This window comes from Massilimicrobiota sp. An142, assembly GCF_002160725.1.
GTDB classification, from domain to species: Bacteria; Bacillota_I; Bacilli_A; order Erysipelotrichales; family Coprobacillaceae; genus Allocoprobacillus; species Allocoprobacillus merdigallinarum.
Window position 1 is genome coordinate 91,361 of sequence record NZ_NFLD01000004.1, and the last position, 25,706, is coordinate 117,066.

24 protein-coding genes and 1 pseudogene are annotated in these 25,706 nt (G+C 32.5%); 8 read left to right on the forward strand and 17 right to left on the reverse strand.

Annotated features, from left to right (window positions below; all coding sequences use genetic code 11):
- Positions 1-122: 122 nt before the first annotated feature.
- The 3 genes from B5E87_RS02890 to B5E87_RS02900 all read right to left on the reverse strand — a co-directional run bounded on the left by B5E87_RS02890 (position 123) and on the right by B5E87_RS02900 (position 2,858).
- Entirely contained in the window at positions 123-920 is a 798-nt protein-coding gene (locus B5E87_RS02890; protein WP_158095534.1) for a PD-(D/E)XK nuclease family transposase, read from the reverse strand.
- Between the two features lie 281 nt (positions 921-1,201).
- Positions 1,202-1,612 carry a GNAT family N-acetyltransferase gene (locus tag B5E87_RS02895; RefSeq protein WP_087243448.1) on the reverse strand — a complete coding sequence of 137 codons (411 nt, stop codon included), beginning with the start codon at positions 1,610-1,612 and terminating at the stop codon, positions 1,202-1,204.
- The gene (locus B5E87_RS02900) at positions 1,593-2,858 is read right to left on the reverse strand and encodes an HD domain-containing protein (protein WP_087243449.1); all 1,266 of its coding nucleotides are present in this window, start codon (positions 2,856-2,858) and stop codon (positions 1,593-1,595) included. Before B5E87_RS02900 ends, B5E87_RS02895 begins: the two co-directional genes overlap by 20 nt.
- Before the next feature lie 123 nt (positions 2,859-2,981).
- On the opposite strand from B5E87_RS02900, the gene B5E87_RS02905 reads away from it, so the two are divergent.
- Together B5E87_RS02905 and B5E87_RS02910 are read left to right on the forward strand one after the other, a co-directional pair.
- Positions 2,982-3,500, forward strand: coding sequence for a ferritin (locus B5E87_RS02905; RefSeq protein ID WP_087243450.1), 519 nt, complete (start codon positions 2,982-2,984; stop codon positions 3,498-3,500).
- A gap of 64 nt (positions 3,501-3,564) precedes the next feature.
- Positions 3,565-4,377 carry a purine-nucleoside phosphorylase gene (locus tag B5E87_RS02910; protein WP_087243451.1) on the forward strand — a complete coding sequence of 271 codons (813 nt, stop codon included), beginning with the start codon at positions 3,565-3,567 and terminating at the stop codon, positions 4,375-4,377.
- Between the two features lie 24 nt (positions 4,378-4,401).
- On the opposite strand, the gene B5E87_RS02915 is transcribed toward B5E87_RS02910, so the two are convergent.
- From B5E87_RS02915 to B5E87_RS02950, 8 genes are all read right to left on the reverse strand, one after another.
- Complete coding sequence (locus B5E87_RS02915; protein ID WP_158095535.1) at positions 4,402-5,313, reverse strand: NAD-dependent epimerase/dehydratase family protein; 912 nt, start codon at positions 5,311-5,313, stop codon at positions 4,402-4,404.
- Between the two features lie 59 nt (positions 5,314-5,372).
- Positions 5,373-6,173, reverse strand: a complete 801-nt coding sequence (locus B5E87_RS02920) for an ABC transporter permease subunit (protein ID WP_087243453.1) — start codon at positions 6,171-6,173, stop codon at positions 5,373-5,375.
- Positions 6,174-6,179: 6 nt separating this feature from the next.
- Positions 6,180-7,055 (reverse strand): ABC transporter ATP-binding protein, encoded by an 876-nt coding sequence (locus B5E87_RS02925; protein ID WP_087243454.1) that lies wholly within the window; start codon positions 7,053-7,055, stop codon positions 6,180-6,182.
- Positions 7,056-7,236: 181 nt separating this feature from the next.
- Entirely contained in the window at positions 7,237-8,040 is an 804-nt protein-coding gene (locus B5E87_RS02930; protein ID WP_158095536.1) for a PD-(D/E)XK nuclease family transposase, read from the reverse strand.
- 272 nt (positions 8,041-8,312) lie between these two features.
- A complete protein-coding gene (locus tag B5E87_RS02935) occupies positions 8,313-9,707 on the reverse strand; it encodes a 6-phospho-beta-glucosidase (RefSeq protein ID WP_087243456.1) in 1,395 nt (464 codons plus the stop codon).
- Between the two features lie 208 nt (positions 9,708-9,915).
- Positions 9,916-10,614: a GntR family transcriptional regulator gene (locus B5E87_RS02940; RefSeq protein WP_087243457.1), complete on the reverse strand. Its 699-nt coding sequence runs from the start codon at positions 10,612-10,614 to the stop codon at positions 9,916-9,918.
- Positions 10,615-10,625: 11 nt separating this feature from the next.
- On the reverse strand, positions 10,626-11,618 hold the full coding sequence (locus tag B5E87_RS02945; protein WP_087243458.1) for an isocitrate/isopropylmalate dehydrogenase family protein: 993 nt from the start codon (positions 11,616-11,618) through the stop codon (positions 10,626-10,628).
- Entirely contained in the window at positions 11,618-13,537 is a 1,920-nt protein-coding gene (locus B5E87_RS02950) for an aconitate hydratase (protein ID WP_087243459.1), read from the reverse strand. Before B5E87_RS02950 ends, B5E87_RS02945 begins: the two co-directional genes overlap by 1 nt.
- Before the next feature lie 119 nt (positions 13,538-13,656).
- Here B5E87_RS02950 and abc-f point away from each other — a divergent pair, with 119 nt between their 5' ends.
- Entirely contained in the window at positions 13,657-15,522 is a 1,866-nt protein-coding gene (gene abc-f / locus B5E87_RS02955) for a ribosomal protection-like ABC-F family protein (RefSeq protein WP_087243460.1), read from the forward strand.
- A gap of 12 nt (positions 15,523-15,534) precedes the next feature.
- Here the strand turns inward: abc-f and B5E87_RS02960 are convergent, their stop codons facing one another.
- Entirely contained in the window at positions 15,535-15,918 is a 384-nt protein-coding gene (locus B5E87_RS02960) for a DUF2500 domain-containing protein (protein ID WP_087243461.1), read from the reverse strand.
- A gap of 41 nt (positions 15,919-15,959) precedes the next feature.
- Positions 15,960-17,078, reverse strand: a complete 1,119-nt coding sequence (locus B5E87_RS02965) for a phosphotransferase enzyme family protein (RefSeq protein WP_087243462.1) — start codon at positions 17,076-17,078, stop codon at positions 15,960-15,962.
- 274 nt (positions 17,079-17,352) lie between these two features.
- Between B5E87_RS02965 and B5E87_RS02970 the strand changes: the two genes are divergently transcribed.
- Positions 17,353-18,771, forward strand: a complete 1,419-nt coding sequence (locus B5E87_RS02970) for a glycoside hydrolase family 1 protein (RefSeq protein WP_087243463.1) — start codon at positions 17,353-17,355, stop codon at positions 18,769-18,771.
- 49 nt (positions 18,772-18,820) lie between these two features.
- On the forward strand, positions 18,821-19,243 hold the full coding sequence (locus B5E87_RS02975; protein ID WP_087243464.1) for a VanZ family protein: 423 nt from the start codon (positions 18,821-18,823) through the stop codon (positions 19,241-19,243).
- 14 nt (positions 19,244-19,257) lie between these two features.
- On the opposite strand, the gene B5E87_RS02980 is transcribed toward B5E87_RS02975, so the two are convergent.
- The 3 genes from B5E87_RS02980 to B5E87_RS02990 form a co-directional block, all read right to left on the reverse strand.
- Complete coding sequence (locus B5E87_RS02980) at positions 19,258-19,905, reverse strand: YczE/YyaS/YitT family protein (RefSeq protein ID WP_087243465.1); 648 nt, start codon at positions 19,903-19,905, stop codon at positions 19,258-19,260.
- A 113-nt stretch (positions 19,906-20,018) separates the two neighbouring features.
- Positions 20,019-20,480, reverse strand: coding sequence for a GNAT family N-acetyltransferase (locus B5E87_RS02985; RefSeq protein ID WP_087243466.1), 462 nt, complete (start codon positions 20,478-20,480; stop codon positions 20,019-20,021).
- 122 nt (positions 20,481-20,602) lie between these two features.
- Complete coding sequence (locus tag B5E87_RS02990; RefSeq protein ID WP_087243467.1) at positions 20,603-22,681, reverse strand: glutamine synthetase III family protein; 2,079 nt, start codon at positions 22,679-22,681, stop codon at positions 20,603-20,605.
- A gap of 181 nt (positions 22,682-22,862) precedes the next feature.
- Between B5E87_RS02990 and B5E87_RS02995 the strand changes: the two genes are divergently transcribed.
- The 3 genes from B5E87_RS02995 to B5E87_RS03005 all read left to right on the forward strand — a co-directional run bounded on the left by B5E87_RS02995 (position 22,863) and on the right by B5E87_RS03005 (position 24,648).
- Positions 22,863-23,543, forward strand: coding sequence for a response regulator transcription factor (locus B5E87_RS02995; RefSeq protein ID WP_087243468.1), 681 nt, complete (start codon positions 22,863-22,865; stop codon positions 23,541-23,543).
- A 170-nt stretch (positions 23,544-23,713) separates the two neighbouring features.
- Complete coding sequence (locus B5E87_RS03000; protein WP_087243469.1) at positions 23,714-24,262, forward strand: biotin transporter BioY; 549 nt, start codon at positions 23,714-23,716, stop codon at positions 24,260-24,262.
- Between the two features lie 2 nt (positions 24,263-24,264).
- A complete protein-coding gene (locus B5E87_RS03005) occupies positions 24,265-24,648 on the forward strand; it encodes a DUF1284 domain-containing protein (RefSeq protein ID WP_087243470.1) in 384 nt (127 codons plus the stop codon).
- A 521-nt stretch (positions 24,649-25,169) separates the two neighbouring features.
- On the opposite strand, the pseudogene B5E87_RS03010 reads toward B5E87_RS03005, so the two are convergent.
- Positions 25,170-25,706: pseudogene (locus tag B5E87_RS03010) on the reverse strand (ORF6N domain-containing protein); the annotation flags it as partial.

The following is a 25,706-nucleotide window of genomic DNA, read 5'->3' on the forward strand; positions in this document are numbered from 1 at the left end:
CAAATAAAGACAATTTTATCGAAATCAACACAGAGATTCTTTTTTATCCCTATTCAAAAAGTTCTATGATATAAGCTATAACTGCTTATCATAGAACTTCTCTATTTTTTTATTACATTCTATTATTTATCATGAAGTACCAACTTATAAAATTCTTCGTAACTCATATTCATTAAGATATGATCTTGAATTTTCTCTATCTGCTGTTCATTGCACTCCTTGACCCATTCAAAATTCATGCCTGGAAATTTCTTCAACAGAATTTGAATAAGACTTTTCATTTCACCTCGTTTTTCTAATTTTTCCATCATATCACACATAATTTTCTTTCCTCCTTTTTCCTGTTTAAAATATCTGACTCTTTCTTTCAAGACTTCATCATACATGTCTTCATGATTTTCACATCTTAAATCATGCATCAGCTTCCCTAGGGGTGTTTCACCTTCCTTGGTGGCATTCATATCAATGATATGTACCTTATCCTCAAATGATTCTCCATCTTCTCCATACCTCTGGATATGATTTTTCAATCTGTTTGTTTCTAGAACATCCTTTTCACATATGAAAATAACATAAATCTCAGGTAACTTTTCCCACTTCTCATTAACATATGATAGACTGCTATCCAATATGCTGGCATGAAACCTTGCTCTTAATGGTGAAGCATTCTTTAGACTTCTTTCCATTTCCACATCAATAATATTCCCATTCTCTGTTGAAGCTACTATATCCATAATGACTGTTCTACCATGAAGATTTCTGTATTCATCCTGAATATGCCATTCTGTAATGGAAATATCCTCTTCAAAAATGATATTGAATAATAATTCAATGCAGCGGGGATCATTGAAGATGACTTTCATAAAGATATCATCAATAGGTCTTAATGTTTTCACAAATTCAAGATATTCCTGATTCATTTTGATCATTCCTCCTTTTATTTTTATAGTTTCAATCTCTTGGATATTTAAAGAATGATAATCAGGAACCCTTCACTTATCTATATACGCATTATTTTGACATTTTTCTTTTTTTCAGGACAAAAAAGTAAAAAACATATCTTTCTAAAACAAATATACTACAATATTTGCTGATAGTAAATATTATGGTATATGAAACATTATATATAGTTTCTATATATTCAAATGATTTTATTTTTCAAAAAAGTCAATGAACAACAGTTCATTGACAATGATACATATTATAATCTTTTTTCCATATGAATGTGAGGACAAAATTCATCTAAATATTCCTCACCATATGCTTGAAAACCGTTCTTTTCATAGAATCCCATAGCACCCACCTGGGCTGAAAGTTTAGCTTTTGGATAACCAAGTTCTCTGGCTTTCTTTTCTAGTTCATGTAAGATATAACTTCCTAAATGTTTATGTCGTTTTTCTGGAATCACTGCGATTCTCCCAAAAACAATATCTCCCTTTTCATCAAACATACGGGCACATCCTACAGGTGTACGATAATCATAAATAACCAGATGCCAACTATGTTCATCTTGTTCATCAAATTCATTTTGAAATCCCTGTTCTTCAACAAAGACTTTTTCTCTAATCATTTTTGCTTCTTCAGGAAGCTTATTAAAAAATTGATAGTTCATCTTTAATCTCCTTTGGGAAAAATACTTTTTGATCTGATTTAAAACGTTTTGAATTTAAGATAGCTGAAACAATCTCAGATTTCATTGGTAATGGTGATAGACAACCTTCACTATCTAAAATTTCAATTTCACTTAATTCTCCACTTTCACCATAATGCAAATATGGAATTTGTTTTTGATTATCACTGACAATATAATAATCCGGATGATATCCTTTGGTTTGGGCAATTGCTTTGATAGACACGAGATCTTTTTGACTTTTCAATTGTTGATATTTAAATAAATGACGATTTAAAAATCTTGATGACAGATCACTTAAAATGAAATCTTTTTCACGTGTAAATTCTTTAAAATAATATAAAATAACGGCTTCATCTAAATCAACAAAATCACTGACCTGAAAACGGTGTTCCAACATGGGAATTAAATAATGTAAATGGGTCTGGAAAACGTAACCATCATAGTATAAATCTTTGACTCTTTGAAAAATGCTTTGTAGAAGATGTTCATAACTACGAGCTGTCGGATGATAATACACCTGCCAGTACATATGGTATCTTGCTAGAATATAATTTTCAATGGCTTGAACTCCAGATTCTTTATACACAATTTTCCCATCACGAATACGCATTGTACGCAAAATACGTGACATATCAAAATGTCCATAAGTCGTTCCACTCATATAAGAATCCCTTAATAAATAATCCATGCGATCAGCATCTAACTGACTGGATACCATTTGAATTAAAATGCGATTAGGATGTGTATGTTGAATAATACTTGCGACATCTTGTGGTAGTTGTTTATATAACGATACGAGAATATCGTGCACTTCACTTTCTTCTAAAATCATTCTGACTGTCATATCTTCATGATTTTCTTCAAAAACACCTTCAAAAGAATGAGAAAATGGACCATGTCCGATATCATGCAGTAATCCCGCACACATCACACAAAGCTTATCATAATCACTTAAAGCATTTGTTAAACACTCTGTTTCTAACATGCGTCTGACAACCTGATACACACCTAAAGAATGGACAAATCTTGAATGTTCTGCACTTTGAAAAACCTGATAAGTTCCTCCTAATTGTTTAATTCTTCGAAGCCTTTGCATTTCCTTAGAATTAATCAAACGCCAGATAATCAAATGATCAACATGAATATAATCATGAATAGCATCACGTATGACTCTTTTTTCATTAAGTTCAATTGATTGTAGTCTAAAATTCTCCTTAAAATTCATAGCCTCACCTTCTTATATATATTGTATCAAATTTTGATTCATAAAGTCCATAATCTTAAATGTTGAACATTGTTTTTGTATTCTATCAGGTATATAATGAAACATATAAGGAGGAATGAAAAAATGTTAGATCAAAAAGTTGCTGATTTATTAAATGAACAAATTAATAAAGAAATGTATTCTGCTTATTTATATTTAGATTTTGCTAATTTTTATACGCATAAGGGTTTAAATGGTTATGCCAACTGGTATAATATTCAAGCTAAAGAAGAAATGGATCATGCTATGGGTATTCTTCAATATTTACAGGATAATGATTATGCTGTAACATTATCTGCTATTGATAAACCTGATAAAGAATTAAATCATCTTGATGATCCATTAAAATATGGATTAGAACATGAACAATATGTCACAAGTTTAATTCATACAATCTATGATGCTGCATATGAAGTGAGAGATTATCGTACAATGAAATTCTTAGACTGGTATGTCTCTGAACAAGGTGAAGAAGAAAAAAATGCAACTGACTTATTAACACAATTTGAATTGTTTGGTCATGATCCTAAATCACTTTATTCATTAAATAATGAATTAACTCAAAGAACATATACACAGGCAGCAATCTTAAATGCTGACTAAAGACCTCAAAAAGGTCTTTTTTTTCATGCACAGTTTGTTTATAATGAAAACAAGGAGGAGAGTTATGTATACAAAAATTAATGAAGCTTATGAATATATCCATTCTCGCTATCATGGGAAAATTGATATTGCGATTATTTTAGGATCTGGTTTAGGTCCATTGGCTGATGAAATTGAAAATCCAATCATTATTGATTATCAGGATATTCCTCATTTTCCAGTTTCTACTATTCCTGGACATGAAGGAAAACTTTATATTGGTACCATTGCTGGAAAAACAGTCTGTGCCATGAAAGGACGCTTTCACTATTATGAAGGGCATGATATGGATGTTGTGACATTACCTATTCGTGTATTTGCGAAACTAGGCATTCCTTATTTATTTGTTACAAATGCTTGTGGTGGAATTAGAGAAGATTTAAATCCTGGACAAATCACTTTAATTTCAGATCATATTGGATTTATGGCACCTAGTCCATTACGTGGCCCTAACTTAGATGAATTTGGTCCACGCTTTAAAGATATGACAGAAGTCTATTCAAAACATTTACAGGAAATTGCGAAAAAAGCAGCCCAAAAAACAAATGTTTCTCTTAAAGAAGGTGTTTATTGTTTCTTTAAAGGTCCAATGTTTGAAACACCTGCTGAAATTCGTGTTTTAAAAGCAATTGGTGCAGACATGGTTGGAATGTCTACAGTTCCTGAAGCGATTGTCGCTAGACATTCTGGTATGACAACTTTAGGTATTTCACTTGTGACAAATAAAGCGGCTGGTTTAGGAAATAGCGAATTAAATCATCAGGAAGTCATGGAAGCTGCCAATCAGGCTGAAATCAATCTTGTGAAACTTGTCAAACAAACTATTCAAGATATGTAAAAGAAAACGATGAGAATCAAAATCTCATCGTTTTTCATTTTGACTAAAGACTGGATAAAAAGCCTGATAAGTCTTACTTAATCCGACTTTTAATGGGGTATAAGATAAACCTAATTCTTGAACAATCTTTTGTCCATTATAAGATTCCATTTCTTCTTGAAAAATAGGGTATGGCAATGGATATTGTTGTTCAATGGCTTCAACTAAAGAATGTTCTTCTATACTGACATCAGGCTGACAAGTTTTAAGAATTTCATTCATAATAGAATAAGTCACTTGTTCATCATTAATAACATTATAAATAGTATTATAAGCTTTCTTTTCAACAGCTTTTTCAATCGCACTGACAACATCTTTCACATAGACAAGCTGAAAAGTACACTGAGCATCCTTAATTGAAAATAGAGGCCATCCTTTCACTGCTCTTTCAATCAATACAGATTCTCTAGGTGCATAATTGAATGGACCATAAATATTGCCTGGTCTTAAAATGGTATAAGGAATATGATATTCTTTTGATAATGACTGTAATTCTTGTTCTAATTGAACTTTTCCTAAAATATAAGCCCCTGTTTCTCCTTCAAACTGACGTGTTTCAAGGGGATGCTGTTCATCTTTGTCAAGACCTGTTTGACGCTGATACACATCAACAGTGCTGATCAATATATAATGACGAATCTGACCAGGAAAGGACTGAATCACTGTTTGAATATCTCCTTTTTGATAAGCACACAAATCAATAACCGCATCATAATCTTCTTTTGGTAATTTTTGCCAGGCATCCAAATCATGACGATCCAAAATATATTCCAAGACACCATAATCTTTCATAGAATAATGTCCTCTATTAACCAATGTCATATCCCATTGCTTTGATAAAGACATGGTTAAAACACGTCCTAAAAAATAACTACCACCAATAACTAATACTTTCACAAATATCCCACCTTTGTCTTCATTATATAGAAAAACCATCATAGGCACAACATATATGCCTATAATGGTAAATCACGTTTTTTAAAAAGACATTGTCCAATCCCAAACAACAACAAAGCACTTACAAAAAGTATAAATACATAAACAAATGCCTGATATTCTCCACTCGATAAGCTTTGAGGATCAAATAAAGTTAAAGGTGTCAAATAATTAAGAATTTCAAATTGTTGACTGACATCAGATAACATTTGAATCAAAATAAACACAATACCTAATCCAGCACCAAAGCCAATAGATAACTTAGCTTCATTAAACAAAGCACAAGATAGATAACATAAACTTCCCAATAAACAATGGATACCTAACAATCCTATATTGACAGATAAAAAGGAAATCATATCTATACTCGCATCTTTAACCATCAACCACGCATAAATAGAAATAAATCCAAAAGCATATATCACAACAATAACCAAAGCCGTTAATAAAACCATCAGCTGTGTCATCATGAACTGTTGGCGACTTAAAGGTGTTGCCAATAAATAAGCCATAGATCCATGATCTACATATTTGCCAATCAAACGATAACATAAGATCACACTTAATAAAAAAGGAAAAACAATAAGTATAAATCCATATAGATAATTTGTAATAAAATCTAAAAGTGTTGTCGCTATGTTCATCATACCAAATGCCGCAAAAATTTGTGGCATAGATTTTGCTAATATTTCCAGACTACTATTCATATCTGGATCATACATAGCGATAATAATGCTTGAATACATCGTTATCACAACAAGAAAAAGCAAAAGAATTTTATAGTTTGATTTTAATTCTTTTTGATATAAAATCCAGGACATCTACCATCACTCCCCATAATATTGTAAAAAGATTTCTTCTAATGATTGTGAGCGAATATTCAAATCATTCACCTTATAATGAGATAAATCTTTAATAAAATCATCAATATGTCCTTGAAGCATTAAAGACACATAACATTCATTTTGCCTGGCATCAGGATATTTTTGCATAAATAAGTTTGCTTCCTGTAATGAACTGAATTGAATTTCATAATGTTTATAACGATTATGTTTAAGTTTTTCCATATCTTCAATAGCTACAATTTGACCAGCTTTAATAATAACCACACGATCACATATATTTTCAATCTCTTCAAAAATATGCGAAGACATAAGAATTGTCTTTCCCTGTTGTTTGAATTGTTTCATCAATTCTACAAACTTTAATTGCATTAATGGATCAAGTCCACTTGTAGGTTCATCTAAAATCAAGATTGGCGGATTTTGCATAAATGCTATGACTAAACCTATCTTCTGTTTCATTCCCTTAGACATGCGTTTGATTGGAGCTTTTGCATCCAATTCTAAAAATTGCATCAATTCATAAGCATAACTCAAATCTTGCATTCCCTTCAGTTTAGCAATCAATTGAATAAAATCTATTCCTGTCATATCATCAATAAATGACATTTCACCTGGTAGATAGCCTACCATTTTTTGAATCTGAGCAGCATCCTGAAAACAATCTAAACCATGAATTTGAACAACGCCACTATCTGGTTTCATAAATCCCATCAAATGTCGAATCGTTGTTGTCTTCCCACTACCATTAGGTCCTAAAAATCCCAGTGTTTCTCCTTGTTTGATTTGAAAACTCATATTAAAAATACCACGTTGACATCCATAATCCTTTGTCACATGATCAATTGTTATGATATTCATTCCATTCCCCTCCCTACTTCTATTTTACTCTCTTGTCAATCTTTCACAATAAAAATATGATGTTCACTTTTTAATATTTAATAAAATAAAAAAGATAATCATTTTCCATCATTCAACGATTATCTTTCTCACAATAGTATCAACTCATAGAAAGCCATAAATATTTATTTTACATTTTCACTTATGAGTGAATCAAGCGATAAAATTCTTCATAGCTGATATTCATTAAGATATGATCTTGGATTTTCTCTATCTGTTGTTCATTGCATTCCTTGACCCATTCAAAGTTCATGCCTGGAAATTTCTTCAATAGAATTTGAATAAGACTTTTCATTTCTCCTCTTTTTTCTCCTCGTTTTTCTAATTTTTTCATCATATCACACATAATTTTCTTTCCTCCTTCTTTTTGTTTAAAATATCTGACTCTTTCTTTCAAGACTTCATCATACATATCTTCATGATCTTCACATCTTAAATCATGCATCATCTTCCCTAAAGGTGTTTCATCTTCCTTGGTGGCATTCATATAAATGATATGTACCTTATCCTCAAATGCTTCTCCATCTTCTCCATACCTCTGGATATGATTTTTCAATCTGTTTGTTTCTAGAACATCCTTTTCACATATGAAAATAACATAAATTTCAGGCAACTTTTCCCATTTCTCATTGACATATGACAGACTGCCATCCAATATACTGGCATGAAACCTCGCTCTTAAAGGTGAAGCATTCTTTAGACTTCTTTCCATTTCCACATCAATAATATTCCCACTCTCTGTTGAAGCCACTATATCCATGATGACTGTTCTACCATGAAGATTTCTGTATTCATCCTGAATATGCCATTCTGTAATGGAAATATCCTCTTCAAAAATGATATTGAATAATAATTCAATGCAGTGCTGATCATTGAAGATGACTTTCATAAAGATATCATCAATAGGTCTTAATGTTTTCACAAATTCAAGATATTCCTGATTCATTTTGATCATTCCTCCTTTTATTTTTTATAGTTTCAATCTCTTGGATATTTAAAGAATGATAATCAGGAACCCTTCACTTATCTATATACGCATTATTTTGACATTTTTCTTTTTTTCAGGATAAAAAAGTTAAAAAACATATCTTTCTAAAACAAATATACCACAATATTTGCTGATAGTAAATATTATGGTATAAACTCATTTTAAAACAAATATTTATCCATAAAAAAACTATAAAGAACTTTTCATTCTTTATAGCCTTTTTAATCTTATTATAAACCTTTTTCAGTTAATTCTCTTGCGACATCATCTTTGATTGTAACACCTTCTGCTTCAAGCTGGGCAATCTTAGAAGCAAACTGTGGTAAGTATTTTTTATGTGCTAATAATAATTCATCTAATACTCTCTTCGCTGTAGCTCCTGATGGAATCTGTGGATTAAGGATAAATGCCTGTAATGCTTTTCCATAATCTCCTGTGACTGCAGCTTCCTCTACACACCATTCCATGTTCTTCATGCATTGTAGCCATCCTCTTTCTGCTGGCTGGAATGGTCCAAATGCTATCGCTTTTGCGCCTGTTGCTCCAATATATGCTGAAACTTCTACTGCTGCTTCTGGTGGTAAATCTGGGACAGCTCCATTATTTCTTGTTGTGACAACGATATGTGTATTCTTATTCGCATAGATAGATGCGATTGTTTCACATGCTGCATCACTATAATGTGCTCCTCCACGTTTGGCAAGCTGTTCTGGTTTATGATCTAATTCAGGGTTTTTATACAATTCAAACAATTCTTCTTCTGTCTGTTTGACCTGTTGTGCTCTTGTTCCAATTGTACTGTATTCTTCAAGACCATGCTTCAACATTTCTTCTTGACGATAATAATATCTATGATATCCACAAGGAATCATTTGCATTGTATCAAGCTGTTCTTTAAAGAAAGGAATGTCATGAATATTCGCAGGAATTCCTCCATCTTTTCCTTCATACATTGCATCAATGATTTGTTGAGTCACTTCATTTCCATGTTCATCATAAACTTTATGCCAGTGGAAATGATTTAATCCTGCAAACTTATATGTTAACTGATCTAATGTTTTTCCAATTGTTTCAGGTTCAGCCATCATTGCACCTACTGGAACATTACATAGTCCAATCACTTTATCCCATTTTCCATATTTCATGACAGCTTCTGTGACCATTCCACTTGGATTTGTAAAGTTAATCAACCATGCATCTGGACATAATTCTTTCATGTCTTCGACAATGCTTAAGATGACAGGAATTGTTCTGAAGGCTTTAAAGATTCCTCCAGCTCCATTTGTTTCCTGACCTAACATACCATATGAAAATGGAATTCTTTCATCTTTGACACGAGCATTCAATAAACCTACTCTAAATTGAGTTGTGACAAAGTCTGCATCTTTTAATGCTTCTCTACGATCCAAAGTCAAATGCACTTTGACATCATAAGGAGATGCATCCCACATACGTTGAGCCATAGCACCAACAATTTCTAATTTTTCTTTTCCATCTTCAATATCAACTAGCCAAATTTCTCTAATTGGAAGTTCATCATATCTCTTGATAAATCCTTCCATCAATTCTGGAGTATAGCTACTTCCTCCACCAATTGTTACAATTTTTACTGGTTTCTTTTCCATAATCAATCCTCCTTTATCCTTAATGATAAGTATAATATCAAATCGTTTATTTTGCTTATTATTTTCATTTATTGAAAAGAGTTTCTTTCCTTATATCATTCATCAGTCTTTTCATGCTTATTTTATCAAAAAAAGAAGATACTTATTATCGTATCTTCACAAATGTTTTATGAGATGATTTATATGACATGAAAAAGAATTTTCAGACTCAATCATTCACTTTATTATTTTTCTTTTTCTTATTCGCATAATAAGCACGAACAAGCGTTTGTGTCTTTCTAATATGTTTTTGAATCGTATCTTTTGCTAATTCTTTATCACCAGCCACAATAGAATTTAAAATAGCACGATGTTCCTGAATAGCCGTTTCCAATCTTTCAGGCTGGGTAATAGAATGACGACTTGTGACAGAAACATAATAATGCACATCTTTTAACAGCTGTTCAAAATATTGAGATTGTGTTGCCTGATAAATGGTTTCATGATACAAAATATTCAAATCATTAATTTTTTCCTGATCTTTTTTGGCAGTATAAAATTCCATCAATTCAAACACATCTTTAATTTTAGCTAAATGTTCTTCATCCATTCTATCAATAGCCAGTTGAATCGCTAAGCCTTCTAAAGCACAACGAATTTCAAACATATCATCAATATCTCGTGGTGAAAATCCCTTGACATAAACACCTTTATTAGGAATACTTTCAACCAATCCTTCTAACTCTAATTGTTTTAAAGCTTCTCTAATAGGTGTACGACTGATTTTTAATTCATTAGCTAAAGCCAATTCATTTAATTTTTGCCCATGTTCATATTCTTCATTTAAAATGCGATCTCTTAAAATATCAAATATTTTATTTCCCAAAGAGCCATGTGTTACATGTTCAAATAAACTATGTGACGGCATATGTTTCCCTCCTATAATTCTTTTATAATTGCGTCTACAAATTCAGTAGTGGAAGCATGTCCACCAATATCAGGTGTAACAGTTTCCTGTTTTTCAACAACTTTTGATAATGCCATTCTTAAAGCATTTGCCGCTTCGATCTTTCCCAAATCTTCCAACATCAACGCAAAAGCTAATAATAATGCACTTGGATTGGCGATATTTTGCCCTGCAATATCTGGGGCACTACCATGAACAGCTTCATAAATACGATATTCATCTCCAATATTACCACTAGGCGCAAAACCTAATCCACCAACTAATCCAGCACATAAATCAGAAACAATATCACCATATAAATTAGGTGCAACCAAAACATCAAAAGTTTCAGGTCTTAAAACCAGTTGCATACACATATTATCTACAATGACTTCCTGCGCTTCAATATCAGGATAACACTTGGCAACATCTCTAAAAGCTTCCAAGAAAAGTCCATCTGTATATTTCATGATGTTGGCTTTATGAATAGCAGTCACTTTATGACGATGATTGATTTTCGCATATTCAAAGGCATAACGACAAATTTTTTCACTGGCTTCTCTGGTAATCAATTTGACACCATTGGCTATGTTTTCATTGAGTTTATATTCAATCCCCTTATATAAATCTTCTGTATTTTCACGAATGATGACCAAATCTATATCATCATATCTAGAATTGATTCCCTTGAATGAACGGATTGGTCTAATATTGGCATAAGTCGCAAACTTTTGTCTTAATGCCACATTGACACTTCTAAATCCTGTTCCAATAGGTGTTGCTGTTGGGCCTTTCAATGCCCATTTATATTGTTCAATGGCTTCGACAAGTCCAGGTTCAAAAACATCTCCAGTTTCTTTGGCATATTCAGCCCCAGCACGATATTTCACCCATTCTATATCCAAATTCATGGCTGTTGTTAAAGCTTCAACACTTTTGGCAATTTCTGGTCCAATCCCATCACCTGGAATTAATACAGCTTTCATTAAAAATCCCCTCCTAATTCTTTAATCGCATTCAATAATCCACCTTGTAAAATCATTGTTTTTTCTCTTGGTGCTAAAGTCAACTGCGTTGATAAAGTTTCTTTTGTACGTTGATTTTGAACTATAATAGGCTGATCATTTTCTACGGATTCTTTGACATTTAATAAAATATAGTCATCTTCTTCATTAAAGAAATCATAACCTTTCTGATCAATCACAATCGGTAAAATACCATTATTAATCAAATTAGAACGATGAATTCTTGCAAATGATAAAGCAAAAATAGCTCTAATCTTTAAATAATTCGGTACCAAAGCCGCATGTTCTCTTGAAGATCCCTGTCCATAGTTATCACCACCGACGATAAATCCACCATGATTTTCTTTAGCTCTTGTATAGAACTGATCATCCACTTTTGAAAAAGCAAATTTAGCCAAATGTGGAACATTAGAACGGAATGGTAATAATTTTGAATCTGAAGGAACAATATGATCAGTTGAAATATTATCTCCTACTTTTAACACAACTTTTCCTTGAATATCAGCTGAGAGTTTTTCACCACGAGGAACTGGTTTAATATTAGGTCCCATATAGACTTTTGTATTTGGATCATATTCATTGATAAAAAAGTTTTCATTTTTAATAAATGGTGTTGATGGAACTTCATCTAAATACATATCCTCTTCAAATTCACAAGATAAATATCCTTTAACAGCAGACAAGGCAGCAATTTCTGGTGAAACCAGATAAACACCAGCATCATTTGTTCCAGAACGTCCTTTAAAGTTACGATTGATTGTTCTTAAAGAAATCCCTTGAGAAAGAGGTGCCTGCCCCATACCAATACAAGGACCACAGCCACATTCAAGAATTCTGGCTCCTGCATGAATCATATCTGCCAAAGCCCCATTTTGTGATAACATAGCCAAAATACTTGAAGATCCTGGCGCAATAACCAATGAAACATGATCTGCAACTTTTCTACCTTTTAAAATTTTGGCCGCACGCATCATATCAGCAAATGATGAATTCGTACATGACCCAATGACAACCTGATTGATATGCATACCTTCTAGTTCTTTAACACTTACCACAGCATCTGGGCTATGAGGTTTGGCTACCATTGGTTCAAGTGTAGACATATCAATATCTAATCGTTCATCATATTGGGCATCTTCATCAGCTTTCATTTCCACATAATCAGCTTCTCTACCCTGTTGTTTTAAATATTCTAAAGTTCTTGCATCGGTTGGAAAAATAGATGTTGTTGCACCAAGTTCAGCTCCCATATTACAGATTGTGGCACGATCTGTTAATGATAAAGAAGCGATTCCTTCACCTGTATACTCTACAATCTTATTCACGCCACCTTTTACGCTTAATAACTGTAAAATTTTTAAAATGATATCTTTAGCACTCACCCAAGGTGCTTTTTTACCTGTCAGATGAACCTGAATCACACTTGGACATTGTAAATAATATTTTCCTGTTGCCATCGCAACTGCAACATCCAATCCCCCTGCACCAATCGCAATCATTCCCATAGCGCCACATGTCGGTGTATGTGAATCACTTCCAACCAGTGTTTTCCCTGGTTTTGAAAAGTTTTCTAACTGTAACTGATGACAAACACCATTCCCTGGTTTTGAAAAAGTAATCCCATGTTTTTTCGCAACACTGCGAATAAACTCATGATCATCCATATTTTCAAACCCCGTCTGTAACATATTGTGATCAATATAAGCTACTGCCTTTTCAACTGCAACTTTCCCTGTATCCATAGCTTCTAACTGTAAATAAGCCATTGTTCCAGTAGAATCTTGCGTCAATGTCTGATCAATTCCAATACAGATTGGAGTTCCAGGAATTAATTCTCCCTCTTTTAAATGTGCCTGTAAAACCTTATATGCTAAATTCATTTTTAACCACCCCTTCACTTATTGTATACAATTATACAAGGTTATGTTTAAACAATCAACTATAACTTTTACAGTTTATCTTTTCAATGATGTATGTTACAATGAACGAGGTGATCAAAATGATATTAGCTTGTTCATCTTTAAAAAAGTCATTCCAAGGAACAGACTTGCTTAAAGATATTACTTTTAAAATTGAAAATCATGATAAACTGGCTATTATTGGTGTCAATGGGGCAGGAAAAACCACACTGCTTAGAATCATCTGTGGTGAGGAAAGCTATGACAGTGGTGAAATCTTTATGCCTAAAAATACCAAAATAGGCTATTTATCTCAACATAATACATTAAATCCAGAATTTTCTATTTATCAAGCTCTCGAAGATGTCTTTCAGCCTCTTATTGAAACAGAAAAACGTCTTCGTGAACTTGAACAGCAGATGTCAACGAGTCAACAATTAGATGTTATCATGGATGAATATGAACGCTTAACATATGAATTTGAACATAATGATGGTTATAGCTATCAAAGTCAAATCAAAGGTGTTTTAAAAGGTTTAGGTTTTGATGAATCTATGTGGGAAATGCCTATTTCTATTTTGTCTGGTGGACAGAAAACACGTATTGCTTTAGGTAGACTTCTTTTATTAAAACCAGATCTTTTATTATTGGATGAACCTACCAATCATTTAGATGTTGAATCCATTGAATGGCTGGAAAACTATTTAAAAAATTATCCTCATGCGATTATTATGGTTTCCCATGACCGTTATTTCATTGATCAGATTTCTAATCAGATTGTTGAAATTGAACATGGCAAAGCTACAACTTATAAATGTTCATATCAGGAATATGCAATTATTAAAAAACATAATCGTGAAGTAGAATTAAAACATTATATTGATAATCAAAAAGAAATCAAACGTATGCAGGAAAGTATTGATTTATTAAAATCATTTAATCGTGAAAAACAAGTTAAACGTGCAGAAAGCAAAGAAAAAGCTTTAGCTAAGATGGAAAAAGTTGAAAAACCAGATGCCCTGCCACAAGCGATACGTATCCAATTTCAACCATTGGTAGAATCAGGATATGATGTGCTTAAAGTGAAAGATTTAGCCATGGCATTTGATAAACCACTTTTTGAACACATTAATTTTGAAGTTAAAAAACAAGAACGTGTTGCTTTAATTGGTCCAAATGGTATTGGGAAAACAACATTGTTTCATCTGATTTTAAATGATTATGTCCCAACGGCTGGTAAAATCAAATTAGGCAGCAAAGTCATGATTGGATATTATGATCAGGAACACACATCATTATCTTTCAATAAAACGATTTTTCAGGAAATCAGTGATACATACCCACAAATGAATAACACCCAGATTAGAAATGCCTGTGCTTCTTTTCAATTTAAAGGTGATGACGTTTTTAAAACAATTGATGTTTTATCAGGTGGAGAACGTGGTCGTGTTGTCTTAATGAAATTATTATTATCACGCTGTAATTTCCTGATTTTAGATGAACCAACCAATCATTTAGACATTGAATCTAAAGAAGTCTTAGAAGATGCTTTACTTTCATTTGAAGGAACAATTCTCTTTATTAGTCATGATCGTTATTTTATTAATAAACTTGCTACAAAAGTTATAGAGATGGATGCTCATGGCAGTCATATTTATAGTGGTAATTATTCTCAATATATGGATCACAAAATAAAAGTAAAAGAAACCAAAGAAAAAAATAATACATCTTATATTGAAAATAAAAAAGCACAGTCTTTACAACGTAAACATCAAAATCAAATCAAGAAAATTGAAAAAGAAATTTCCACACTAGAAAATCAAATCAAAGAATGGAATCTTCAATTACAGGAAGAAGACGTACTCAATGATTATAAAAAATATAATGAAATCGTTCAAAAGATTGATGATGGTCATACACAACTTGATCAGCTTCTTGAACAATGGGAAAATATGCAAAAGGATTAAAGTCAATGAACTTTAACCCTTTTTTTCTGTTCTTATAAATTCTATATAGCGTGTTCCCTGAAAAGTGAGTTCTCCATAATCACCTTCCACTAGAAAACCATATTCACGTCCATTCACTACAAATTCTAAACGATCTCCACTTTTCACTTCAAAAGTCACATAATAAGTTGTTGATGATGTCACGCCATGATCATGACCATGATGATGAAAAGAGACATTAGTACGTTTAGAAACAACCTTAGCATTCACTGTAAGCCTAGGTGATTGATTGTTATGATGCCATTGTTGAATCCCTCTGATGATAATCACGAAAATCATGCCCAAAATCAATAACGCAACCAATGTAAACATCATATCATAACCACCTGTTTCCAATCCCATCTCAAAACCAACCATTGTCTTCCCTCCTTACAATCATTATCCCATAAAGAAGTGTATTATTGGTGAACGTAGGCATATTGATGCACAATAGTTGTCATCTGATTCCATTTCTTTTCCATATCACTGACTAATTGAAATTGTGTACGACAACGAACCAAATTATGTTCAGGATACTCAGTTTTAAAATAAACATCACCTTGTAGATAATCAGTTAAAAAACGAATACCACATTCTAATGTCATCATTAAAGCACCTAAAGGTAACAATTCTACTTCCTGAGGTGTGAGTTTTCCTTGTGTTCCTTCAATAAAACCTTTTGTATAAACTTCAAATAAATGCATATCACATGCAACCTGAGATAAATCTTTTTCATCTTCTAAAGCTGTACTTGCGCCAAAACGAATAGCATCTCCAAAATCATTCATCACAAGTCCAGGCATCACTGTATCCAAATCCACAATACATACAGCCTGATGTTGATCACAATCAAATAATATATTATTTAATTTGGTATCATTATGTGTCACTCTTAAAGGAACTTCTCCTTTTTGTAATGCTTCATTAAAGCGATCTACATAATGTTCATGTTCAATAACAAACGCAATCTCTTTTGATACACCTTGAGCCCTTTGCATACAATCTTCTTGCATTGCTTTTATAAAAGCATCATATCTCTTTCTTGTATCATGAAAATCTGGAATTGTTTCATAGAGCGTATCAGCAGGATAATCAGCTAACAAATTTTGAAACTTTCCAAATGCTAAAGCACTCTGATAAAAAATATTCTCATCTTCAACCAAATCATAACTCATTGTATTTTCAATAAAGGCATACATACGCCAGACATGATTGTCATGATCTTGATAATAAGGTAAGTCCTGATCAGTTAAAATCACAGTGAGTGTTTCTCTTTCAGGTTCTCCTCCATTTTGAATTGTTTTGTTCTTTAAAAATGAAGTGACATTTAAAACATTTTCCATTAACTTGTCAGGACTTTGAAACACATATGTATTCATTCTCTGTAAAATCATAGATTGTGTCTGACCACCTTCAAGCTGATAATATAAACGATATGTATCATTAATATGACCATTGCCAAAAGAAATGATTTTTAATAATTTCCCCTCACATAAAAAATGTGGAATAATTTCATTGATAATTTTGTCTTGATTCATTATTTTCCCTCCTATTTCCCATATAACCATGAATCATTACTGTCTAAAATCGAAAATGATTTCTATCCTCTTATCAAATATTGTTTTGAACATCCCATTTTCAATTTATCTGATTATTTTCACATCTTTCTCTATTATTCATGATAAATCATCAATTTTCAATACACCTTCTTCAAATAGTTTTCATTTTATAAAAATTTTTTTCATCTTCTGGAAAATTTCTTATTTCAAAAAACTTTTCGATATAATAACGCTTGTATGAGGAGGAGAAATTATGATACACAAAACATTAAAACCATTTCCTAAAGATTTTCTTTGGGGTGCAAGTACTTCTGCCTACCAGGTTGAAGGTGCAAATTTAGAAGATGGAAAAGGGCCATCTTGTCAGGATGTTAAAAAAGTTCCTGAAGGAACTTCTGATTTGACTGTTTGTGCTGACCATTATCATCATTATAAAGAAGATATTGCCTTAATGGCTGAAATGGGATTCAAGTCTTATCGTTTTTCTATTGCATGGACAAGAATCTTGCCTCAAGGAACTGGTGAAGTCAATCCTAAAGGTATTGAATTCTACAACAACTTAATTAACGAATGTCTCAAATACAACATTGAACCGATCGTGACAATGTTCCACTTTGATATGCCTGCTGCATTGGATCAAAGAGGTAGCTGGTCAAATAGAGAATCAATTGACTGGTTTGTGAATTTTGCGAAAGTGATGTTTGAAAACTTCGGTGATAGAGTCAAATACTGGTTAACAATCAATGAACAAAATATGTTAACACTTGTTGGCCCTGTGATTGGAACATTGACTATACCTGAAGGATGTACAAATGAATTAAAAGAAATCTATCAACAAAACCACCATATGTTAGTAGCTCAGGCAAAAGCCATGGCATTATGTCATGAAATGTTACCAGATGCTAAAATTGGGCCTGCACCAAACATTTCACTTGTTTATCCAGCTAGCTGTAAACCAGAAGATGTTTTAGCTGCTCAAAACTATAATGCCGTTAGAAACTGGTTATATTTAGATATGGCTGTTTATGGTGTTTACAATAATCTTGTTTGGGCTTGGCTAGAAGAACATGATGCAACACCTGATTTTGGTGAAGGTGACGCAGAAGCATTGAAAAATGGACATCCAGATTTCATTGGATTCAACTACTACAATACGGCAACTTGCGAGTGGGAAGATGGCACTGTAGAATGTGACTCTGCAGCTGACCAACAAACAGCACGTGGGGAAACAGGTATGTTTAAAGGATTTAAAAACCCTTATCTTCCAACAACTGAATTCGGTTGGGAAATTGACCCTATGGGATTTAGAGCGACTATTCGTGAAATGTATTCAAGATATCGTTTACCATTATTAGTCACTGAAAATGGTTTAGGAGCTTATGATACATTAACAGAAGATGGAAAAGTCCATGATGCATATCGTATTGAATATTTAAGAAAACATATTGAACAGATTAGACTTGCGATTAGTGATGGATGCAAAATGCTTGGATATAATCCTTGGTCTGCTATTGACTTAATTTCTACTCATGAAGGAATGAAAAAACGTTATGGTTTCATTTATGTAGACAGAGATGAATTTGAATTAAGAACACTGAAGAGATATCGTAAAGATTCTTTCTATTGGTATAAAAAAGTCATTGCTTCTAACGGTGAAGATTTAACAGATTAGAACTTGTCGAAAAAGACAAGTTCTTTTATAATAACCAAGAGGTGTTTTTATGAAGAAAATCAAATATTTTATACCATCCTTCATCTTAATGATCATCATTTTTATGTTTTCACAACAAACAGGAAATGAATCATCTGGACTAAGTTCACAAATTGTTTTATGGATTCAAACTTACTTACATATTCCTATAACAGAATTGATTGTCAGAAAAGCTGCTCATATGAGCGAATATGCTGTTTTAACTTTGACTTTTATTTATGGATTCTATAAGAATCAATATCCATTGAAAAAGATTATCGTCTATTCACTTATATGTGCTTTTCTATATGCCTGCACTGATGAATTCCATCAGTTATTTATAGGTGGCAGAGCTGGTCAATTCACAGATGTTCTTATTGATACATGTGGTGCCCTGATCGCCATTGTGATTTATTATTTTTATAATTATTGGAAAAGAAAAACTCAAGTCTGAAATAGATTTGAGTTTTATTCATAATTAAGCAACTGATGTCTTTTTAATATAGGTTTAAATAATTTCATAAAAATACCTAATGTTGGTCCAAATGTTAACATTCCTAGAATTGTTCCTACACCAATAGACCAGGAAATATGAGCTGATAAAGTCAGTCCTATAATCATCAAGATAGATATCACATCAACAGCTTGTCTGATTGTAGAAAACTTAAAAGGTAAAAGCTTTGTCAATGCCATACAGAAGCCTTCTAAAGCAAATGTTACTTCATCCAACAACATGACAATAGACACACCAAATGCCGATAAAGTACTGGCACATAAATATAAAACGATTCCGCCACCAAAAGAATCAAATGGGAAAGTTAAAATATGGTAAACCATAAAATTAATAACCGTACCTAGTAAAATACTAAAAGGGATTTGAAGCAACTGGCGCAAACGAAATTGTTTTCTTAAAATAAGAATTTGTCCCAGCACACAACTGCTATTGAAAAGAATACCCGCTGTTCCAACCTCTATCCCAATCAGATCTGATGTTGATTTAGCTAAAGCATCCCAGGCCCCAACGCCAATACCAGCCTTTAAAGTTAAAGCTGAACCTGTCCCAGTTATAATAAACCCTAATATAATAATGATATATCTCTTTATATTTCTATTCATGATTTTCCTCCACAATCATCATGATTATATCGAAATATTTATTTTTGTCTTTTAAATTTCAAATTATGAAACTTCAAAATAAAAAGAAGAAAATCTCTTTTCTTCCTCAACAACTAAAGTTTCTTTTCCATTAAATATCTTCTCAATCTCACGCCACGTCTTTCCACGATCTGTTCTTCTAAAACATTATACCCCTGTTTTTCAAAGAAAGGTCTTGATGTCACAGAAGCAGCCGTATTCATAAAAGATATTCCTTTAGCTTTGGCATATTTTTCCAATTGTTCAACAAGCAATGAAGCAATGCCTTGATGTAGATAATCAGGATGTACATAAAGCCTATCTAAATATCCTGTTTCACCAACATCACCAAATCCAATAATTTGTGAATCCTTTTCTACAACCAAAGTATGATTTCTGTTCAAAGAAACCTGCCAACGATAAACATCTGGATTTGCAGGTGCCCAGGCATCTAGCTGTTCTAATGTATAATCATGAACACAAACAGTATGAATATTATGATAAAATAACTCTAAAATAGAATCTAAATCACTTTGCCTATATAACCTCGTTTTCATCTACACCACCCCTTCAAAACTATTTTCATTATATCACACTCTTGACAAATAAGAAACATTTTCGTATGAGAACCCCAAAAGTTACCTGTCAAATAAAAAAACCAGTATCAAAAGATACCAGTTTATATACCAAATAATAAATCCATATATGTTGGCATAGGCCAATATTTTTCATCTACACAATTTTCAATCTGATCAACAATCTGACGTAATATCGTCATTGTTGATAATACATCATCACGCCATATTTTTGCAATTTCTAAAATATCAGCTTCTAGATGTTGTGCTCTATCAATATGTTTTTCTAAAATCATCGTTTGATTTTTCATTTGTGATAACAATGATGATAATGATTTGACATCATCCACCAGATAATCAATATTGACACCTAATTCTTGCATATGCAAAGATGTTTTTGTCATTTGATCTAAATAAGCTAATGCGGCAGGATAAATTTCATTTCTTGCCATTTTTAATGCTGTTAAAGCTTCAACTTGAATCGTTTTATTATAATTTTCAAGTAAGATTTCATAACGTGCCTGAAGTTCAATTTCACTATAAATACCTAAGCGTTTAAACATCTTAACATTCTTTTCATCTAATAAGCATTCCATAGCTTCAACTGTATTTTTACGATTTGGAAGTCCTCTTCTTTTTGCTTCTTCTTCCCACTCTTTAGAATATCCATCTCCATTAAAGATAATTCTTTGATGTTGAGATAAAAATTCTTTAATAACTTCCATAGGTTCTTTACCACTTTCTATTTCATCTGCCATTTCTTCCATTTCATAAGCTAAAATAGAATTTAAGATTGTATTAGGACCCGCAATAGATTGTGATGAACCAACAGCTCTAAATTCAAACTTATTACCTGTAAAAGCAAATGGTGATGTACGGTTACGATCGGTATTATCTTTAGAAAAATCAGGAACAACAGAAACACCTGTCTGGAATCTTGCTTTATCAATATTTTCTAATTCTGCTCCCTCAATAATCGCATGAATGATTTTATCTAAATCTTCACCTAAAAAGATAGAAATGATAGCTGGTGGTGCTTCATTAGCTCCTAAACGATGATCATTACCAGCTGTAGCAGTTGTCATACGCAATAAATCTGCATATTCATCAACAGCTTTAATTGTACATGCTAAAGCAGCTAAGAAAGGTAAATTTTCACTTGGGTTCTGTCCTGGATTAAATAAATTAACACCGGTATTTGTGACAACTGACCAATTATTATGTTTTCCTGATCCATTCACACCATCAAATGGTTTTTCATGCAACAAACATCTTAATCCATGTTTTTTCGCAATATCCTGCATCAATAACATTAATAAATGATTATTGTCTGTTGTAATATTGACATTACGATAAACACAAGCCACTTCATGTTGCGCAGGAGCCACTTCGTTATGTTTTGTTTTAGAAGGAATACCATATTTCCATAATTCCTGATCAAGTTCTTTCATAAAAGCAGCAACTTTACGCTTTAAGCTTCCAAAATAATGATCTTCCAATTCTTGACCTTTAGGTGCCATAGCACCAAAAAGCGTTCTACCTGTTAATTTTAAATCCATACGCTTTTGATAATATTCATCTGCTACTAAGAAATATTCCTGTTCACTTCCTACAGAAGCACTGACATGAGTGATACCTTCCATACCAAGCATTGGTAATAAACGACATGAAGCTTTTGTCAAAGCATCAACGGATTTTAATAAAGGTGTCTTTTTATCTAAAGCTTCACCTGTATATGAACAAAATAGTGTTGGTATATATAAGCTTCCATCTTTCACAAAAGCTGGTGAAGTACAATCCCAGGCCGTATAACCGCGTGCTTCAAAAGTTGCACGTAATCCCCCAGATGGAAAAGAAGACGCATCAGGTTCCCCTTTTCTTAATGTTTTACCACTAAATTCTAAGATAGCTTTATTACCATCAGGTTCTAAAAAAGCATCATGTTTTTCAGCAGTTAATCCCGTCATTGGCATAAACCAGTGTGTAAAGTGAGTGGCCCCATTTTCTACTGCCCATATTTTCATAGCATTCGCAATAACTGTTGCTGTTTCCTTAGCTAAAGGTTCACCTTTATCTAAAGCTTCATGAAAAGCTTTATAAGTTGATTTTGGAATACGTTCTCTCATGATATCATCACTAAAAGTCAAACATCCATAGTTTTCAAGTAACTTATTCATATCCATTCAATACATCCCCCATTTCTTTTTCCACCATTGTATCAATTTATTTTCACAATGTCTACATAAAATCTATCATGTCATAGCTAAATAACGTACATTTTCATATAATGAAATAAAAATATTTTGAATATATTCTATTGTATTTTTTGCGTTTCATATTATACTTATAAAGAGGTGAATTTTTATGTTTGGACAATTTACAGCTCTTATTATTCATAGTCAAAAAGATTTCAATAATCAAATCAAAGACTATCTGGAATCTAAAGATTATATCTGTCAACAAGTCATCACATATAAAGATTTAGAAAATTATTTTGAAAATCATACTTATGATTGTGTCATCATTGAAGATAATTTTCCACGCATTCAAATAAGAGATTTTCTAGTACAAATTAAATTAAGAGGTCAGCCCATTACGATTGTTTTAAGTGATGCATTAGCTCCTGATTATTTAGAATCATTATTAAACGCTGGAGCAGATGACTACTTAACTGAACCTTTTGCTTTAAAAGATTTAGATATTAAAATTCAATCAGTTTATAAAAATGGAATATTAAAACCTAGACGTATATATCGTTTTAAAGATATTGTGATGGATACAACTGCCAAAACATGTTCATGTAATGGAAAAGCTTTAACACTAACAAAAAATGAATATAAGTTATTATCCATTCTCATTGCCCATCCTTATCAGCCTTTTAGTATTTCTTATTTGTTTGAACAGGTTTGGGGTTCTTCAATATATGAAGATGGTACATCCATTCCAGCTTTGATTGGTAATGTCATGATGAAATTAAGACTGGCTAATAATGATCAGGAATATATCAAGCGTTTTGGTAAAGATAGCTATAAAATGGCATTTTAAAAAATACATACAGAAAAGAACTTTATTGAGTCAAATCATAAAGTTCTTTTTTTCTACAAATAACTAGTACTATACATTTTATTGTAAACTAAAATACATTTAATAGTTTACAATAAAAGAAACATCTGTTATGATGCCTACTGTCTTCACTAGAAAGAGGTGTATAAACTATGGAATATATAAAAGATACTGATTCAAATAAAACCAGAGATATTGTCTATATGAGTGTTTTCACTGCCATGATTTCTATTTGTTCATGGATTTCCATTCCTGCCAGTATTCCGTATACTCTACAAACAATGGGTGTCTTTACGACAGTTGGTCTTTTAGGTGGTAAAAGAGGGACATTGACAATTTTGACATATATCCTTCTTGGGGCTATTGGAGTTCCTGTATTTGCTGGATTGACTGGTGGCATAAGTGTTCTTCTAGGTACAACGGGTGGTTATATTATCGGCTTTTTATTATCAGCATTATTGATGTGGGGAATAGAGACAATCATGGGTAGAAATCAAATCGTCCTAGCTTTTTCTATGATAGCAGGTTTGATTGTATGTTATGCTTTTGGTACTGCTTGGTTTATGATGATCTATACCCAACATTCAGGTGTCATTGGATTATCTACCGTTTTAGGATTGTGTGTCATCCCCTTTATTATACCTGACTTAATAAAAATTGGCGTTGCTCTTTTTCTTATAAACAGATTAAAGAAAAGATAATCATGAATAAGAAGCGATTAGAGTTAAGAGCACATCATGGTTTGTGTTTCAATTTTTTTGAAGGAAAAGGTTATAGTGAAGAATTCACCAAACATATGCAATCTGTTTATGATACTATGAAAAATAATCCCGATTTAAAAGTTGTTATAAAGGAAGATATCATTTGTCAAAAATGTCCTAACTTACTTAAAGGTGTCTGTAAAACAAAAGAATTGATTCAAGGATATGATCACATGGTATTATCTTTTTGTGGTTTAAAAGAGAATTCACAAATCTCCTGGTTTGAATTTTCACGTCTGATCAATGAAAAGATTATCATTCCTGATCAAAGAAAAAGTATATGTGGAAATTGTCAGTCGACAGAAATCTGTGAACGAAAAGCATAAAAACGACCTCTTCAGGTCGTTATCATTATTATACATATATTTCAAATTTTGTTGAAAATAAAAAAATCAACTTTAACAAAAAAACAACTAACACAAACTGTTGACTGTTTATAAGGCGATAGAACTTTCTATCCATTATATAAAATGGCGTCCACGAGGTAATTTGAACACCCAATCTACCGCTTAGGAGGCACACCATTAAGGGTAAGGAGGCTACCTTCTAAGTTTAACTAATCCCCATATTTACTGATTTTTCACGAATTAAAGATGTTATTTCGTACCACCTTGTGACTGCTAATTTTAAGGCATTTTAGACCATCCTTTTAGCAAGCATTTAGCACAAGCCTTTTGATTTGGGAAATGTTACGATGTCAATATCAGCCACCTTTTAGGTGGTGGTTATTATCCCGTGACATACAATGTTATATCGTTTATCTTATCACCACTTGAAATCGAAAATTGTAATTTCAAGTTTTGTATGTATGGTGAAAGGCAATTTTGGGGACTGCCTTTTGCAATTTCTATTCTTCCGTTTCCAATTCTAAACGCTGCAAGATGTCTTTCGTGATACTCTCATCGTTAATCAGCGTAATTCCAAAAGTTTTCTTATCTGCATCTTTCAAAGACGCCCCGATATGATAGGCTGTTTTTCCGTCCAAAATTAAAAATCTGTCGTGAAACACACTCGTATACTTCACTTCCAATGCAGGGTACTGTGCATTGAAATTTGCCACATCTATATTACTTAATCGTGTTCGCTGATGAGTGTAAACTGTAACAGATACACCCTCATTTTTCTTCGCTAACAGATTAAGCGTTCCTACATCTACATACCCGTCTATCAACGTAATCTCTTTCTCTGCTTTCTGTATCAAGCTGACAATCAGACTAAACGCATCATATATCTGTCCGTCAAAGAATATCTTTTGACTGGCTTCCTCGTGTTCAGATATGTATTCAAATATCTGCTCTAACTTCTCGTCCGTCTGCTTCTGGTATTCCAACTGCTTTAATTCCACATTGCTAATACGCTCAAAGAGTAGAGCATTGTTAGCAAT

Bases quoted from the DNA above. Each gene is read 5' to 3' on its own strand.
- B5E87_RS02990 (WP_087243467.1), bottom strand. From the start codon at position 22,681: ATGGATATGAATAAGTTACTTGAAAACTATGGATGTTTGACTTTTAGT.
- abc-f (WP_087243460.1), top strand. From the start codon at position 13,657: ATGATATTAGCTTGTTCATCTTTAAAAAAGTCATTCCAAGGAACAGAC.
- B5E87_RS02945 (WP_087243458.1), bottom strand. From the start codon at position 11,618: ATGAAAGCTGTATTAATTCCAGGTGATGGGATTGGACCAGAAATTGCC.
- B5E87_RS02950 (WP_087243459.1), bottom strand. From the start codon at position 13,537: ATGAATTTAGCATATAAGGTTTTACAGGCACATTTAAAAGAGGGAGAA.
- B5E87_RS03000 (WP_087243469.1), top strand. From the start codon at position 23,714: ATGGAATATATAAAAGATACTGATTCAAATAAAACCAGAGATATTGTC.
- B5E87_RS02900 (WP_087243449.1), bottom strand. From the start codon at position 2,858: ATGAATTTTAAGGAGAATTTTAGACTACAATCAATTGAACTTAATGAA.
- B5E87_RS02985 (WP_087243466.1), bottom strand. From the start codon at position 20,480: ATGAAAACGAGGTTATATAGGCAAAGTGATTTAGATTCTATTTTAGAG.
- B5E87_RS02930 (WP_158095536.1), bottom strand. From the start codon at position 8,040: ATGAATCAGGAATATCTTGAATTTGTGAAAACATTAAGACCTATTGAT.
- B5E87_RS02905 (WP_087243450.1), top strand. From the start codon at position 2,982: ATGTTAGATCAAAAAGTTGCTGATTTATTAAATGAACAAATTAATAAA.
- B5E87_RS02960 (WP_087243461.1), bottom strand. From the start codon at position 15,918: ATGGTTGGTTTTGAGATGGGATTGGAAACAGGTGGTTATGATATGATG.
- B5E87_RS02980 (WP_087243465.1), bottom strand. From the start codon at position 19,905: ATGAATAGAAATATAAAGAGATATATCATTATTATATTAGGGTTTATT.
- B5E87_RS02890 (WP_158095534.1), bottom strand. From the start codon at position 920: ATGAATCAGGAATATCTTGAATTTGTGAAAACATTAAGACCTATTGAT.
- B5E87_RS02975 (WP_087243464.1), top strand. From the start codon at position 18,821: ATGAAGAAAATCAAATATTTTATACCATCCTTCATCTTAATGATCATC.
- B5E87_RS02940 (WP_087243457.1), bottom strand. From the start codon at position 10,614: ATGCCGTCACATAGTTTATTTGAACATGTAACACATGGCTCTTTGGGA.
- B5E87_RS02970 (WP_087243463.1), top strand. From the start codon at position 17,353: ATGATACACAAAACATTAAAACCATTTCCTAAAGATTTTCTTTGGGGT.
- B5E87_RS03005 (WP_087243470.1), top strand. From the start codon at position 24,265: ATGAATAAGAAGCGATTAGAGTTAAGAGCACATCATGGTTTGTGTTTC.
- B5E87_RS02965 (WP_087243462.1), bottom strand. From the start codon at position 17,078: ATGAATCAAGACAAAATTATCAATGAAATTATTCCACATTTTTTATGT.
- B5E87_RS02895 (WP_087243448.1), bottom strand. From the start codon at position 1,612: ATGAACTATCAATTTTTTAATAAGCTTCCTGAAGAAGCAAAAATGATT.
- B5E87_RS02910 (WP_087243451.1), top strand. From the start codon at position 3,565: ATGTATACAAAAATTAATGAAGCTTATGAATATATCCATTCTCGCTAT.
- B5E87_RS02995 (WP_087243468.1), top strand. From the start codon at position 22,863: ATGTTTGGACAATTTACAGCTCTTATTATTCATAGTCAAAAAGATTTC.
- B5E87_RS02935 (WP_087243456.1), bottom strand. From the start codon at position 9,707: ATGGAAAAGAAACCAGTAAAAATTGTAACAATTGGTGGAGGAAGTAGC.
- B5E87_RS02920 (WP_087243453.1), bottom strand. From the start codon at position 6,173: ATGTCCTGGATTTTATATCAAAAAGAATTAAAATCAAACTATAAAATT.
- B5E87_RS02925 (WP_087243454.1), bottom strand. From the start codon at position 7,055: ATGAATATCATAACAATTGATCATGTGACAAAGGATTATGGATGTCAA.